Below are 14,892 nucleotides of genomic sequence, written 5' to 3' on the forward strand. Positions count from 1 at the left end.
GCCGAGTCGGACCGCTAGCCCGCTTCCGACTTGGCGAAGTCCGTCCACCGATTGCGCGCGTCTTCTTCGCGCAAGCATTCATCGAGGTGCGGCGGACACTTGAGCGACTTTTCCAGCCCCCGCGCACGCGGCCTTTTCAAGCGTAGCGCTGCAGTTGCATCTCCTGCAGCCGGCTCAGGGTCCTGCGAAACGGGAACGCCAGATACCCTTGGGTGTAGAGTGCCTCCAAGGGTACTTCGGCCTCCAGATACAGGGCGATTCGCCGGTCGTAGCACTCATCCACCAAGGCGATAAAGCGGCGCACGCTATCATCCCTGGGCGACAGTGCCGGTAGTTCACGGTCTCCGGCATCGACACGGCGCGCGCCATCTTCCGTGCCGCGCGCGATCCGGCCGGCCCGCTGCGCCCCGCTCAACGCCGGCACTTCATCCAGCAGGATCGCCTTGAACCGATCACACAAGGCCATGTAATCGATCGCCGCCAGGGGCTGCTCGCAGAGGTCGGCGAAACGGCACCAAAGCGTCTGCTCACTGCGTCGAATGACCTTGACCTGTCGCGAACCGATCAGCAATGGCGCGTCGGTTGCGCTCGCATTCGGGCCCAACCGCTGGAACACGCCCTTCAGCGCTTGCGACTTGCCTCGCTCGGCAACCCAGTAGCGCTGGCACGCCTTGCCGGGATGCAACCGGTGATCCTGATTGCCCTCGACCGGCAGCACCCGCATGTGGCGTTCGATGGCGGCGATGGCCGGAAGAAAACGCTCTCGATTGAAACCGCCCTGGTAGAGCTGTTCGGGTGGTTGGTTCGAGGTTGCGACGATCACTACACCTTGGTCGAACAGCACCTGAAACAGACGCCCGAGGATGAGCGCATCGCCGATATCGCTGACGAACAGTTCGTCGAAGCACAGCACGCGGATCTCCCCTGCCAGCTCACGCGCCAGGGCCTGCAGCGGATCGGCGGTGCCATGCAGCTGGAACAGCCGCTGGTGAACCCAGGCCATGAAGGCATGGAAGTGTTGACGCCGGGCAGGAATCGGCAAGCAGCGGTAAAACTGGTCCATCAGCCAGGTCTTGCCTCGACCGACCGGGCCCCACAGATAGACTCCTGCTGTAGGCCTGCCGCCTTGCACATCGACGAAACACGCCTGCAGCGCTGTTACTGCCGCTTGCTGAGCCGGGTCGATGACGAATTCATCATGCTCGATGGCATGACGATAGAGGGCTTGGGGATCTGGAATCATGCGGTGCCTGGGCCATGCTTTTGGGAGTCGAGGATGGTTGGTTCAGACCGTGTTGCGGCTAACGGGCGAATACTTCGCGTCTTGAAGCGATCATTCGACTTCGAATGCTGAGACTTATCATTAGGCTTTTGAAATCTTCTGTGAAGTTTATGACCTCGTCGCGGGACAAGCCCGCTCGCCACCGGGAACCGTTGTTCGCTGCGCCGCGTACTGGGGGTATTAGGCTTTTGAAATCTTCTGTGAAGCTTATGGCCTCGTCGCGGGACAAGCCCGCTCACCACCGGAACCTTTGTTCGCTGCGCCGCGTACTGGGGGCATTAGGCTTTTGAAATCTTCTGTGAAGCTTATGGCCTCGTCGCGGGACAAGCCCGCTCGCCACCGGGAACCGTTCGCTGCGCCGCGTACTGGGGGCATTAGGCTTTTGAAATCTCCTGTGAAGCTTATGGCCTCGTCGCGGGACAAGCCCGCTCGCCACCGGGAACCTTTTCGCTGCGCCGCGTACTGGGGGCATTAGGCTTTTGAAATCTTCTGTGAAGCTTATGGCCTCGTCGCGGGACAAGCCCGCTCGCCACCGTGCGCGGTGCAGCGAACAAAGGTTCCCGGTGGCGAGCGGGCTTGTCCCGCGACGAGGCCGTAAGCTTCACAGAAGACTTGAGAGAAAAACAGAGGAATGGCATTCGAAGTCGAATGCTTGCCTTGACTACATGGGAGCTTGCCGGAATACCAGACCACCCGCGATGCGCATCGCGGGTGGCGCTCGATCTTAGTCATCAAAAACCAAACGGAACGCATCTCTCAGCCATGATGCGATCGCGCTCGCTCCCTTCGCTCTACACATGCCCGCCACTATTGACGATCCGCAGGCACAATGCCTCATACGGATCCAGATTGATCATCAGGCGCCCATCTTCGGTCAGATCGCCTTCGACCGTCTCGTTGATCATGTCCACTACCGGTCCTGGGGTGAAACCGGACAAGACAAGCTCTTCGGAAATGGTCTCGCGACCGAAGTTCAGCGCGGTGATCTGGATGCCGCGACCGGCTGGCAATTCGTGGACCATGACCAGCAATCCCGGACTGGCAACATCGGGAACGAGGATCTGCTTGCTGCTGGCGATGGCGTAAGCCTGCCGTACCGCCAGCAGCTTCTTCACCGAGCTGGCAAAGGAATCGCTGCGCTCCAGCTGGGTATCCAGGCTGCCGTACAGGGCGCGCGCACGTGGCATGCCGCGTACCGATTCGGTGGCGTCCGGGTCGAGGCTGGCCAGGTCATAGCCGCCTCGGTGGATCCACCGGGTGTCACCGTCCTGCATGCGCTCGGCCACCGACTCGCCCGGCAAGGGCAGCGCGCCCACCAGGTCCCACCCCGAAATGGCCACCACGCCCGGCTGCATGGCGTTGTACATGACCAGCAGCAGGTGAATCTTCTGGATCAGGGCGATATCGGCTTCTTCCACCGTGTCCAGGTCGCGGATGCCCAGGGCCGCGGTGATCAGGCTGACGGTGGTGCAGGAAATGCCATTGGTCACGAAGCGCAGGTTGTAAGGCGCATGCTCGCCGGAGAGTCGCTCGTAGATCTCCTCACGGATATGTTCACGAAGGATGGCGCCTGGCAGGGTCTGCCCTTTGTACATGAACATGTCGTGGGCATGCAGCGTCCAGAAATGCACGAGTTCGACCGTCAGCTCGTCATGGTTCTGCAAGGCATGGATCAAGGACGCCGGGTCGATGTGGAAAGCATGCATCTGGTGCAGCATCAGCCGCAGGAATTCGGTGTCGCCAGTCAGCAGGGCGTGCTGGTAGGCGGGACGGGTAATGAAATCGTAGGACAGGTCCGCGCCGCCCTTGGACATCTGCGCAATGTCGTCCAGGGTCAGGTTGAGTTCCTGGAAGCTGAAACCGCCGGCCTTGCGGATCATCCCGCCGATGATCTGGTTACCGGTGATCGAAAGCGGATGGCTCTCCGACCAGGCCGTGTCCTGGGCACGTATTTCCACGCCCAGGAAACCGTTGGCATCCAGCCTGAGCCCACGGGCGCCAAGACAGTCGAGGGTGTATAAGGCGTCCCCCAGGATCATCTGCTGCGCCGCAAAGGAGGGATCGAGCCAATTGAGCGACGGTTGCCCTTCCTTGAAGTAGTGCAGGTACACCCAGCGCCGGGTCTTGCCGTCCACGCCCGTGATCGGCGGCGTCACGCTCCAGTCGGTTTCTTTCACCCCTGGCTCGAAGAAGATCACCCGCTGCAGCTGACCGACGATGTAGTGGCGATGCTTCAACTCATCGCAGACCGCCGGCAGCAGGTTGATCGCATCCTTGCCCGCCGGCACGTCCGGCAGCACGTCCCAGTCTTCCTCGCGGATCTCGACCATGTGGTAGAGACCCGGATAGGCGCCATGGCCCAGTTCCGCCAGGCGAAAATCGGCACCCTTGCCCGTGTGGGAGGGAATCAGGTCATCGATGGTCACCGCGTTGTGGGCGGCGGCCATGCGGCTCATCTGGACCAGTTCCTGCTCGGTACCGAGCAGTGGGTCGACATCGAAACTGATGCGATCGAAGTTACCGTCCACGCTAGGCGTGAAGGCATTGCCGCGAATTCCTCCGGACTGCTTGATGGGCCCGGTGTGCACGCCCTGGACACCGATCTCGGAAAGTCGTCTCCACAAGGCCTCGTGTGCCAGCGCGCCCAGGACAGTGCAACCTTCCGGGGCGATGATGGCATCCGGATAGACGGTCAACCAGACAGAGGCGATCTCGATCGCGCGGCGCGGCTGCGCTTCGGCATAGGGGTTCATCCAGAGCCTGGACTTGCCGGAGTACAGGTGCGTCCGGTCCTGTGAAACCTTCAGCATCGAGCGCGCCTCGAGCCACTCCACGTACGATTTGTCTGGTCGAGTCATCCGCATCCCCCTGATGTGTGTCCTAGGTACTGGGCCTTCGGGCCTTCTGCTATGACGGCGGTGGGGCTTGATCGTTCTATCGCCTGACCCAGCCCCAAGGGGACAACGCGCACGATCCCGGCGTCAGCCCGCCCTTGGCAAATCAGCCAGCACTGCCTCGATCTCCGCCAGCACGACGGGATCGTCCAGGGTCGAAGGCGGTGTGTATGCCTGGCCATCGGCAATCTTGCGCAGCACCGCGCGAAGGATCTTGCCGGAGCGCGTCTTGGGCAGGCGCTTGACCTGGCGGACCTGATTGAAGCACGCCAAGGCGCCAATATGCTCGCGCACGCTGGCCACCAGCTCGGCCTGCAGCCGTTGCGTGGTGATGCCTTCGCCATCCTTGAGCACCACCAGCGCCAGAGGAACCTGGCCCTTGATATCGTCATGCACGCCGATCACCGCGCATTCGGCCACCGCGGGATGCCCGGCGACGAGGTCTTCCATCTCTCCCGTCGACAGCCGATGCCCGGAGACATTGATGACATCGTCGGTGCGCCCCATGATGTAGACGAACTGATCATTGTCCAGGTAGCCCCCGTCTCCGGTGTGGTAATAGCCGGGATAGGTGCTCAGGTAGGCTTGCAGGTAGCGTTCATGATCGCCCCATAGCGTCTGGCTGCAGCCCGGAGGCAATGGCAGGGCGATGACGATGGCGCCCTGCTGGTCAGGTCCAAGCAGCCGTCCGTCCTCATCGAGCACCCGCACGTTATAGCCCGGCACGGCCCGATTGCTCGAGCCCGCGCGAGTGCCGCTGCCGTCGAGCCCGGCACAGGGCGCGGTGACCGGCCAGCCGGTTTCGGTCTGCCACCAGTGATCGTGCACCGGTTTGCCGGTGACGCGTTCCAGCCAGGCGTGAGTACTCGAGTCAAGCTTTTCGCCAGCCAGGAACAGGTGGCGCAAGGCGCTGAGGTCATGCCGCCGCGGGCCCTCGCCTTCCGGGTCTTCCTTGCGGATCGCGCGCATGGCGGTTGGCGCGCAGAACAGGCCGTTGACCCGGTACTGCTCGATGACGCGCCAGTAGGCCGAAGCATCCGGGGTACGAATAGGCTTGCCTTCGTAGAACACCGTCGTGCAGCCGCACATCAGGGGCCCGTAGACGATCAGGGAATGGCCGACCACCCAACCGACATCGGAAATGCCCCACCACACCTCCCCTGCCCGCATGCCATAGACCTGCTGCATGGCATAGCGCAGGGCGACCGCATTGCCACCGTTCTCGCGCACGATGCCCTTGGGTCTGCCGGTGGTGCCCGAGGTGTACATGATGTAGAGCGGATCGGTGGCTTCCAGCGGCACGGGCGGCACCCCTTCGATACCCACCAGGGCCTGGTTCCAATCCAGGTCACGGCCCGGCTGCAGCTCGGCCTCGGCCATCGGTCGTTGCAGCACCAGCACATGCGCCGGGGCATGCCGGGACAAGGCCAAGGCACGGTCGACCAGCGGCTTGTACTCGATCACCCGGTCGAATTCCAGGCCGCACGAGGCGGTGAGCAGCAGGGTCGGCCGCACGTCGTCGATGCGGAGCGCGAGTTCATTGGCGGCAAAGCCGCCGAACACCACCGAGTGCACCGCGCCGATACGCGCGCAAGCCAGCATGGCCATGGCAGCCTGGGGCACCATCGGCATGTAGATGATGACGCCATCGCCCTGGCGCACTCCCAACTTGCGCAGCAAGCCGGCAAGGCGCGCCACTTCGTCGTGCAACTGGTTGAACGTGAATGTCCGCTGGACACCTGTCACGGGCGAATCGTAGATCAGCGCAGCCTGCTCGCCTCGTCCTTGCTCGATCTGATGGTCCAAGGCCAGGTAGCAACTGTTGAGGCGGCCATCGGCGAACCAGCGATGGGTACCGTCGGGGTTTTCCTGCAGGATCGTGGTGGGCTTGCGGTACCAGGCCAGGGGCTCGGCCTGCTCGGCCCAGAAGGCTGCCGGGTCGGCAATGGAACGGGCGTAGTCGTGCTGATAGGTCATCGGTCTGAACCCTGTACTTGTTGTTATGGAGAGGGCAGCCTGGAGTATGGATCGGACTTGCCAACCTGCCATGTGACTTAAGTCGGATCGCGCCGGACATTTGCCGTTATCATGCTTGCCCGATCACCTTGCCCCGACTTCCCCATGCACAGTCTCGATGACCTCAAAGCCGGCCGCCTGCGCGGCATTACCCGACTGAACCTCAAGGAAGGCTTGGAGGACTTCCCGACCGAGATCTTCGACCTCGCGGACAGCCTCGAGATGCTTGACCTCTCGGGCAATGCCCTGCGTGACCTGCCCGAGGACCTGGGTCGCCTGAAACGGCTCAAGGTACTGTTCTGCTCGCAGAACCGCTTCACCCATCTGCCCCATGGGGTCGGCACTTGTCCGGCCTTGGAGACCGTCGGCTTCAAGAGCAACCGCATTACCCAGGTGGATGCACAGGCACTGCCGCCGAGCCTGCGCGCGCTGATTCTTACCGACAACGCCCTGCAAGGCGTGCCCGAGGCGCTGGGCGATTGCCACCAGTTGCAGAAGCTAATGCTCGCGGGTAACCAACTGAGCGCGCTGCCTGCGCGTCTGGCACATTGCGAGCGCCTGGAACTGCTGCGTATCGCCTCCAATCGCCTTGTCGAGCTGCCCGGTTGGCTGTTGCGCATGCCGCGACTGGCCTGGCTGGCGTACGCGGACAACCCCCTGCCCGCCGACTTGCGTGCTCCCGCTACCCAAGCCGACTGTCGCGGTGTCGCTTGGTCATCCCTCGAGCTGCAGGAAGAGCTGGGCAGGGGCGCCTCGGGCATCATTCATCGAGCCCGCTGGAGCGCTCAGGAAACACCGGTTGCCGTGAAGCTCTACAAAGGCGCGATCACCAGTGATGGCTCGCCCCTGGCGGAGATGAGCGCTTGCATCGCTGCCGGCGAGCACCCGCAACTGGTGCGCCTGATAGGCCGGATCCACGACCATCCCGAGCGACGGCCGGCGCTGGTGATGCAACTGATCGCCCCTCACTGGAAGAATCTGGCGGGCCCGCCCAGCCTCGACAGCTGTACTCGCGACCAGTACCCAGCCGACCGCCAACTACGGTTGTCGGCCGTTCGTCGTCTTGCCGCCGCGATTGCCTCGGTGGCCCGCCACCTGCATCGGCGCGGCCTGAGCCATGGCGATCTGTACGCGCACAATATTCTCTGCGATGAGGATGGCGATGGTTTGCTCGGCGACTTCGGCGCAGCCTCCTTCCATGCGCCGGAGGCGAACCCCACGGCCTACGCGCTCGAACGCCTGGAGGTTCGCGCCTTCGGCATTCTGCTCGAGGAATTGCTCGCACGCTGCTCGCAGACCGATCCGCAGTTGCGGGAGCTGTCCATGCGCTGCCAGCAACCGGAGGTGTCGCGACGGCCGTCTTTCGCTGAACTCGTGGAGGCGTTGAGCGCCTGATTTGGCCGCTTTCGGGACAGGTAGCAGTGGCTGAACCGGACTCAGACCGTGCAACGGGGCTGCTCACGAAGCCCTGACCCGGATGTTTGGGGCTAGCAGAAGGTGCGCACCTTACCGGGCACGCACTAGAATGGGTCACTTCCCGTTCCCGAGCATACCCATGGACATCGATCAGGCCCGTACCTTCCTGGAAATAGTGCGTTGCGGGAGCCTGGTCGCCGCCGCCGAGCGCCTGCATGTCTCGCAGACCGCCATCACCGCGCGGGTGCAGCGCCTGGAGCAGCAACTGGGTTGCCTGCTGTTCGTGCGCGGTCGCACCGGTGCCAGCATGACCAGCGACGGCGAGGCGTTCGTCGGTTATGCCAATCAGTTGGTGCAGACCTGGGAAGCGGCGCGGCGCGACCTACCGCTACCCCCGGGTCGCCAGCACGTCCTGCACCTGGGTGGCGAGGTCAGCCTGGGCAGTCCAATGATGCTCGATTGGGTCAGCGCCCTGCGTCAGGCGCTTCCAGAGGAAGCGGTCCGCTGCGAAGTCAGTGACGGCGAGTCGTTGTTGCGCAAGGTCGAGATGGGGCTGCTCGATGCGGTCCTGGTCTATCGACCGACCTACGGGCCTGGCCTGCAGGTCGAGCAGTTGATGGAGGAAAAGCTGATCCGCGTGCGGCGAGTCGACCGACCCGAGCCTTACATCTACATAGACTGGGGTGACGCCTTCCGTCGTCAGCATGACGCCGCCCTGCCCCAGTACGCGCGCCCGGCATTGAGTTTCAACCTCGGGCCTCTGGCCCTGCAGTTCATCCTCGACCAGGGCGGCAGTGGCTATTTCCGTACTCGGGTAGTGCAGGCCTACCTCGACAGTGGCGTGTTCGAGCGAGTACCAGAGGCGCCAGAGTTCACTTATCCGACCTTTCTCGTCTATGCACGCGAGCGTGACAGCGAGGCTTTGCAGCAGGCTTTCAGCGTATTGCGCCACCTGGTAGCCGCCGGCACCAGCGACTGGTCACAACGCTGGGACCCGCTGATCTGAACGTTTAGCGGCGGTAAGCAAGTGTCGCTTGAGGCCCGCGATCAGGTCCGTCTGGGTGATGACTCCCACCAGGCTGCCGTTCTCCAGCACTGGCAGACAGTGCAAACCCTGCTCGCCGAGCAGCGGCAACAGGCGCTCCAATGGATGCTGACAGGTGACGCTGACCACGCGGCGGCTCATGACCTGGTCCAGGCGTACCACGTCGCGGCCGAACAGCCCACGCCAGCTGAAACGCGCCCGCGCCATGGCCGGCCCCACCAGGTCGCTGAGGCTGACGATGCCTACCAGACGTCCCTCTTCAAGCACCGGCAGGGCCTTGAGGTGGTGGCTGTCCAGCATCTTCCAGGCTTCATCCAGGGTGGTACGCCGGGAAGCGAACTGCACGTCGCGTGACATTACCGAGGCTGCCGTGATGCCGCCCAGGCTGCGCTGCAAGGCATGCTGCTCGGTGGCGAGGATGATGCGTTCGAGCTCTTCGCGGGTGACGTCGACGAACTCGTCCAGCTCTTCGAGCGCCTGGTCCATATCGTCGCTGTTGATGCCGACTCGCTCGCTGGACAACGGATCATGGGTATGGTGCGGATCCTTGCGCGGCGCCGCGCCCTTGGGGTATCGCACGCCGGTCAGATGGTTGTAGACCACCGCGACCGTGACCAGGATCAGCGCATTGAGCAGAATCGGCTCGAGCAGATGATCTCCCATCGCCGCCAGGCCCGAATCGGCCAGTACGGCACTGGCAGCCACGCCCCCGCCCGGCGGGTGCAGGCAGCGCAGCAGGCACATCAGCACCAGCGATACCCCCAGCGCGGCGGCGGCGACCCACAGCTCCACCCCGAAACCCTGGCGCATGGCCAACCCCACCGCACCGGCCAGGGCATAGCTGCCAACCACCGGCCAAGGTTGCGCCAAGGGCCCGGAATGCACGGCGAACACCAGCACCGCCGAGGCCGCCAACGGACCGAGCAGGTGCAGCGCTACCGTACTGCCATAAGCCATGCTGCACAGCCAGCCGGCCAGGAACAGCCCAAGCAGCGCACCAAGGCCGGCACGAAGCCATTCGCGGGGCGACGTATTCAGCGGCGCCGGCAGCAGGCGGCGCAAGCGGGTTTCGGTATGAAATGCGGACATTGGCGGAGTGGGTCGTTTCGTTGAAAAAAGAAAGCCCAGCCGATTCGACTGGGCCCTGTATTGTCGAGGCAATAACGTAAAGGGCTCCGTCCATGGAGATGGAAACCGGAAAGGTTCGGCCCCGATTGTGCCGGGCAGGTCCGCGCAGGCGCCAATTCAAAAAATTGCGCCTGGGCTGCAATAATTTTGCAGCCCAGGCATCGCCCGGCAATCCCTGAGGATTATGACGACTCAGCCGCGTCTATCAGTGCCCTTCGCGGTAACGACAGACTTACTCGCAGGCCACCCAGCGGGCTTTCCTGCAACGCCAGCCGACCGCCCCAGGCATCGACGATATCGCGCACGATCCCCAGGCCGAGCCCATGTCCGTCGACCTGCTCGTCAAGCCGCGAGCCCCGCTCCAGGACTTGCTGGCGAGCCGTTTCGGGTATGCCGGGGCCATCGTCATCGACCCACAAGTGAAAGCCTTCGACGGTAGGCGCGATACCCAGGCGCACTTCGCTGTCGGCCCATTTGCAGGCGTTGTCCAGGAGGTTGCCCAGCAGTTCCAGCAGGTCCTCCCGGTCCCAGGGCAGCAGCAGGCTGGGCGGCACGTCATGCTCCAGTAGCAGACCCTCGCCATGGATCATCGCCAAGGTAGCGAGCAGCCCGGGCAGCTCGGCGTCGCAGTCGAACTGCGCGCCGGGCAGCGCATCGCCCGCCAGGCGCGCGCGGTTGAGCTCGCGGGTCAAGCGCTGCTGGATCTGCTCGAGCTGTTCGCGCAGCTGCGCGCGGACTTCGGGCAAGCCTTCGAGGCGTTCACTGGAAGCCAGACTGAGGAGCACCGCCAGGGGGGTCTTGAGGGCGTGCCCAAGGTTGCCCAAGGCATTGCGCGAACGTCTGAGACTGTCCTCGGTGTGCGCCAGCAGGTGGTTGATCTGCGCCACCAAGGGTTCGAGCTCGCTGGGTACCCGGGCATCGAGCTGCGAGCGTTGCCCCTGCTGCAGTTGAGCGATCTGCTGACGCGCCCTTTCCAGTGGACGCAGAGAGCGGGTCACGGTGATGCGCTGCAGCACCAGGATGAGCAGCAGCGCTACCACGCCAAGCCCCAGGCCGATCTGTTGCATTCGCCGGAAGCCATCGCGCACGGGTGAATAATCCTGGGCCACGCTGATGGAGATGTCTTTGCCCAGACGCCGATAATCGGCTCGAAACGCCAACAGCTCCTGCCCTTCCGGCCCTAGCTTGTAGCCACTTTCAAGACCTGTGCTGTCCGGCTTGGGCATATCCAGGTCCCACAGCGAGCGTGAACGCCAGGTAACCGGTTCAGGCACGGCGCGCGAGGGAGCGGTCTGCTCGAAATCGATACGAAAATAGTAACCGGAAAATGGCCGCTGGTAGGCGGCGGACACGCGACGTTCATCGAGCTGGATGCCGTTCGGACCCTTCACCAGCGCCACCAGCAGGTTTTCACTTTCCTTGCGCAAGCCGGTCTCCAGGTAACGCTGCAAACCCGCTTCGAACAGCCAGAGCGTCAGTTGCGCCAAGGCCAGGCCGATGACTACCAGGGCAGCGATCAGGCCAAGGCTCAGTCGCGCCTGGATCGACTTCAAGCGCTGTTCCCCGCATAGCGATAGCCCTGCCCGCGACGGGTCTCGATCACGCTGCGGCCGAGCTTGCGGCGCAGGTGATTGACATGAACTTCGAGCACGTTGGAGTCACGTTCGGTCTCGCCGTCATACAGGTGTTCGGCCAGGTGACTCTTGGAGAGAATCTGCCCTGGATGCAGCATGAAGTAACGCAACAGGCGGAACTCGGCGGCCGTGAGCTGGATATCGACACCGTCGCGGGTCACGCACTGGCGCCCTTCGTCCAGGTGCAGGCCGGCAGCCTCCAGCATCGGCTGGTTGGCAAGGCCACGGGCACGGCGCAACAGCGCCTGGATGCGCAATTGCAATTCTTCGGGATGGAACGGCTTGCCCAGATAATCATCGGCTCCGGCCTTGAGACCCTCGATGCGCTCGGCCCACGAACCACGGGCGGTCAGGATCAGCACCGGGGTAGCCAGGCCAGCGGCGCGCCACTGGGCGAGCACTTCGAGGCCCGGCAGCCCTGGCAGACCAAGGTCGAGAATAATCAGATCATAAGGTTCGCTCTGCCCCTGATGGACCGCATCGCGGCCATCGGCGAGCCAATCCACGGCATAACCCTGGCGTTGCAGGCTGGCGGTAAGTTCATCAGCCAGCGGGACATTGTCCTCTACGAGCAACAAGCGCATTCAGTCGTCTTCCTCATCTTTGAGCAGGGCGCCAGTACTGGCGTCGAGCTTGATCTCGCGCACCACGCCAGCGGTCGTCAACAGCTCGACTTCATACTCGTAGCGATCATCGTCTTCTTCGAGCTCGGCCTCCAGCAAGCGCGCTCCGGGGTAGCGTCCCAGAGCGGATTCGAGCAATTGTTCGAGCGGCAATATAATGCCCTTGCGCCGCAGCTCGAGGGCCTCGTCCTGGTCCAGGTCACGGGCCACGGCCAGCGTGCTGCAGGCCAACAGCGCGATGAGCAGGCATCGCGCCGTTCGCGAGTAGAGGCTCATCAGCTGTCTCGTTCGTCCTTGAGGATTTCACCGGTCTTGGCATCCAGGTCGACATCCCATTCGACGTTCTGGCCATCGCGCAGCTCGACCTTGTAGATGTAGCGGCCGTATTCGTTTTCCAGTTCCGAGTCGGTCGCAGTGGCGCCTGGGTGCTTGGCGACAGCCTTGGCCTTGAGCTCGTCCAGGGACATGATGGTCTTGGCGTTCACCAGCTTGACCACTTCGTCAGGCTGGACATCCTTGGCCAGGGCAACGTTGGCGCCCAAGGCGAAGGTGGCGGCGGTGAACAGGGCAGTAAGCGTTTTCATGGTGTCTCTCCTGGGAGATGGTTAAATTGTCTACGGAATCAAGATTACGATCCGCGCCTTAACTCAAGCTGAAAAAAGCTGGCGCCATGATAGCGCAGGAGGACTGCAGCCGTTACCGCCTCGCGGTCTATGGCGAATGAGCGACGGCATGCGCTTGAAGCAGGTTAGAATATCGCCCCATCCGGTCGCCTGGCGGCGCTCGATAGCGGGTTGTACAATCCCCTGGCGCCGTGGCGACCCATCAAGGCATTGAGCAGAGTGCCGAACATAGCCGCTCGATCGCCACATCCACCCTTTCTGCATTACAGGCTCATCCGTGGAAATCTTCAAAGAATTTACCTTCGAGTCGGCTCACCGCCTGCCTCACGTTCCTGACGGGCACAAGTGCGGCCGGTTGCATGGCCATTCGTTCAAGGTCGGTCTGCACCTGACCGGCCCGCTCGATCCGCATACCGGCTGGATTCGCGACTTCTCGGAGATCAAGGCGATCTTCAAGCCGATTTACGAACAGCTGGATCACAACTACCTGAACGACATCCCCGGTCTGGAAAACCCTACCAGCGAGGTCATCGCCAAGTGGATCTGGGAACAGGTCAAGCCGTTGCTGCCCGAGCTGTCCAAGGTGCGCATCCACGAGACCTGCACCAGTGGGTGCGAATACACCGGCGACTGATCGACCGCTGGCCCGTGCCCGTCCTTCCGGTCACGGGTGCCGCGTGAAGACGGGATGCGATGGCACTACGGGTTCTTTCCGACATAGGCCGGGCGTATCTCGTACGCGAAGAATCTGTCCCTCTATCCGTAAGACCCGAGCCAGAACTGTTCGCAATAAATGCGCCGGCGCGTGCCAGGCGCGACCTGATCGATAATGAAGGCCTGCACGGGACAGGCCAGCAGAGGGAAGGCGCTACCCCAGCGCGTTACTGAGGAATGCAGGGGCTATGTAGCGCTGGTAGTGCGCTTCGGACAGCAGAAAGAATTCGCGATCGATGGCATCGCGCAGTTGCGGCAACTCCCACTCACGAAACTCCGGCAGCAGGACCATGCCGTAGGCCTCCAGATCGCGGATCACTCGCGCTCCGCGGGCGATCAGCTGATAGGCCCAGCAGTATTCGGACTGCTGCGGCAGGAAGCGGATCGCGCGCTGCTCCAGCTGCTGACGCAATCGCGCGGTGTCGAAGACCTCGAGCTTGCCTTCCATGACCTGGACCAGCAACTGCTCCAGACGTCGCCAGACGGCGCGTTTCTCGTCATCGCTGTAGCCGTTCCAGTGGATCACCTCGTGATGGAAGCGCTTGCAGCCACGACACACCAGATCTCCGTAAACGGTGGAACAAAGGCCGACGCAGGGGGTTTTGATCGATTGATTGGACATGGAGAAGCAATGGCTTGGCGAGGGTACACGTGCCCATGTTAGCCCTTTGTCTAACGAGGGTCACTCGCTAACTCTTTGCGCGCGCCTTACCTTTGCGCGCATTTTGCCGTAGAATCATCCCGCCTTTTCGAAGGCAGCAAATGTCCGTTGGAAGCTGTTTTCAAAGCGTCACGAGCACAGTTCATCCAGTAGAACGGCGTTGGCGCGAAGCAACCACACATCGGTTGTTTCGCGCCGGCCCTCATCAGTTCCCGTTCTGCAGGCGTAAAACTTTGAAAGCAGCTTCTGTAAGGACATCCTGCGACCCTGGCTGAGCGGCCCACGAGACCGTATTGCGCAGGGTTGCCGGAAGTTCTGGATGAGTGTCCCGGACTCCCTTTTGGGACCACTGATGAGGGTAATGACTGTGCTTGAAGCCTACCGCAAACACATTGAAGAGCGTGCCGCCCAGGGTATCGTGCCCCAGCCGCTTAACGCCGAACAAACCGCAGGCCTTGTCGAGCTGCTGAAGAATCCCCCAGCCGGTGAAGAAGCTTTCCTCGTCGACCTGATCACCAACCGTGTTCCGCCAGGCGTGGACGAAGCCGCATACGTCAAGGCCGGCTTCCTTTCCGCCCTGGCCACCGGCAAGGCCACTTCGCCGCTGATCGATCGCAAGCGTGCCACCGAGCTGCTGGGCACCATGCAGGGCGGCTACAACATCGCCACCCTGGTCGAGCTGCTCGATGACGCCGAACTGGGCGCCGTCGCCGCCAACCAGCTCAAGTTCACCCTGCTGATGTTCGACGCCTTCCACGACGTGGCCGAAAAGGCCAAGGCCGGCAACGCGCATGCCAAGGCCGTGCTGGACTCCTGGGCTGCCGGTGAATGGTTCACCAAGAAGCCTGCCATCGCC

At 62.8% G+C, this 14,892-nt stretch carries 12 protein-coding genes and 1 pseudogene; 4 read left to right on the top strand and 9 right to left on the bottom strand.

Going from position 1 to position 14,892, the window contains the following annotated elements; genetic code table 11:
* Window positions 1-136 precede the first annotated feature (136 nt).
* The 3 genes from zapE to G7009_RS26290 all read right to left on the bottom strand — a co-directional run bounded on the left by zapE (window position 137) and on the right by G7009_RS26290 (window position 6,153).
* Entirely contained in the window at window positions 137-1,243 is a 1,107-nt protein-coding gene (gene zapE, locus G7009_RS26280; protein ID WP_181133193.1) for a cell division protein ZapE, read from the bottom strand.
* An 830-nt stretch (window positions 1,244-2,073) separates the two neighbouring features.
* Window positions 2,074-4,140, bottom strand: a complete 2,067-nt coding sequence (treS, locus tag G7009_RS26285) for a maltose alpha-D-glucosyltransferase (RefSeq protein ID WP_181133194.1) — start codon at window positions 4,138-4,140, stop codon at window positions 2,074-2,076.
* Between the two features lie 123 nt (window positions 4,141-4,263).
* Entirely contained in the window at window positions 4,264-6,153 is a 1,890-nt protein-coding gene (locus G7009_RS26290; protein ID WP_181133195.1) for a propionyl-CoA synthetase, read from the bottom strand.
* A gap of 144 nt (window positions 6,154-6,297) precedes the next feature.
* Here G7009_RS26290 and G7009_RS26295 point away from each other — a divergent pair, with 144 nt between their 5' ends.
* Both G7009_RS26295 and G7009_RS26300 read left to right on the top strand, forming a co-directional pair.
* Window positions 6,298-7,587, top strand: coding sequence for a leucine-rich repeat-containing protein kinase family protein (locus G7009_RS26295; protein ID WP_181133196.1), 1,290 nt, complete (start codon window positions 6,298-6,300; stop codon window positions 7,585-7,587).
* A 160-nt stretch (window positions 7,588-7,747) separates the two neighbouring features.
* On the top strand, window positions 7,748-8,614 hold the full coding sequence (locus G7009_RS26300) for a LysR family transcriptional regulator (protein ID WP_181133197.1): 867 nt from the start codon (window positions 7,748-7,750) through the stop codon (window positions 8,612-8,614).
* Here G7009_RS26300 and G7009_RS26305 read toward each other — a convergent pair.
* From G7009_RS26305 to G7009_RS26325, 5 genes are all read right to left on the bottom strand, one after another.
* Window positions 8,588-9,742 (bottom strand): HPP family protein, encoded by a 1,155-nt coding sequence (locus G7009_RS26305; RefSeq protein ID WP_181133198.1) that lies wholly within the window; start codon window positions 9,740-9,742, stop codon window positions 8,588-8,590. The genes G7009_RS26300 and G7009_RS26305 overlap by 27 nt on opposite strands.
* A 221-nt stretch (window positions 9,743-9,963) precedes the next feature.
* A complete protein-coding gene (locus G7009_RS26310) occupies window positions 9,964-11,334 on the bottom strand; it encodes a sensor histidine kinase (protein ID WP_181133199.1) in 1,371 nt (456 codons plus the stop codon).
* Window positions 11,331-11,999 (bottom strand): response regulator transcription factor, encoded by a 669-nt coding sequence (locus tag G7009_RS26315; RefSeq protein WP_181133200.1) that lies wholly within the window; start codon window positions 11,997-11,999, stop codon window positions 11,331-11,333. Before G7009_RS26315 ends, G7009_RS26310 begins: the two co-directional genes overlap by 4 nt.
* Window positions 12,000-12,314: a PepSY domain-containing protein gene (locus G7009_RS26320; protein WP_181133201.1), complete on the bottom strand. Its 315-nt coding sequence runs from the start codon at window positions 12,312-12,314 to the stop codon at window positions 12,000-12,002.
* Entirely contained in the window at window positions 12,314-12,622 is a 309-nt protein-coding gene (locus G7009_RS26325) for a PepSY domain-containing protein (protein ID WP_181133202.1), read from the bottom strand. The genes G7009_RS26320 and G7009_RS26325 overlap by 1 nt, the downstream gene beginning before the upstream one ends.
* Window positions 12,623-12,938: 316 nt before the next feature.
* Between G7009_RS26325 and queD the strand changes: the two genes are divergently transcribed.
* A complete protein-coding gene (gene queD / locus G7009_RS26330) occupies window positions 12,939-13,295 on the top strand; it encodes a 6-carboxytetrahydropterin synthase QueD (RefSeq protein WP_181133203.1) in 357 nt (118 codons plus the stop codon).
* Between the two features lie 234 nt (window positions 13,296-13,529).
* On the opposite strand, the gene G7009_RS26335 is transcribed toward queD, so the two are convergent.
* On the bottom strand, window positions 13,530-13,997 hold the full coding sequence (locus tag G7009_RS26335) for a DUF1289 domain-containing protein (RefSeq protein WP_181133204.1): 468 nt from the start codon (window positions 13,995-13,997) through the stop codon (window positions 13,530-13,532).
* Window positions 13,998-14,403: 406 nt separating this feature from the next.
* Here G7009_RS26335 and G7009_RS26340 point away from each other — a divergent pair.
* A pseudogene (locus G7009_RS26340) lies at window positions 14,404-14,892 on the top strand (bifunctional aconitate hydratase 2/2-methylisocitrate dehydratase); the annotation flags it as partial.

This window comes from Pseudomonas capeferrum, assembly GCF_013523055.1.
Lineage (GTDB): Bacteria > Pseudomonadota > Gammaproteobacteria > Pseudomonadales > Pseudomonadaceae > Aquipseudomonas > Aquipseudomonas capeferrum_A.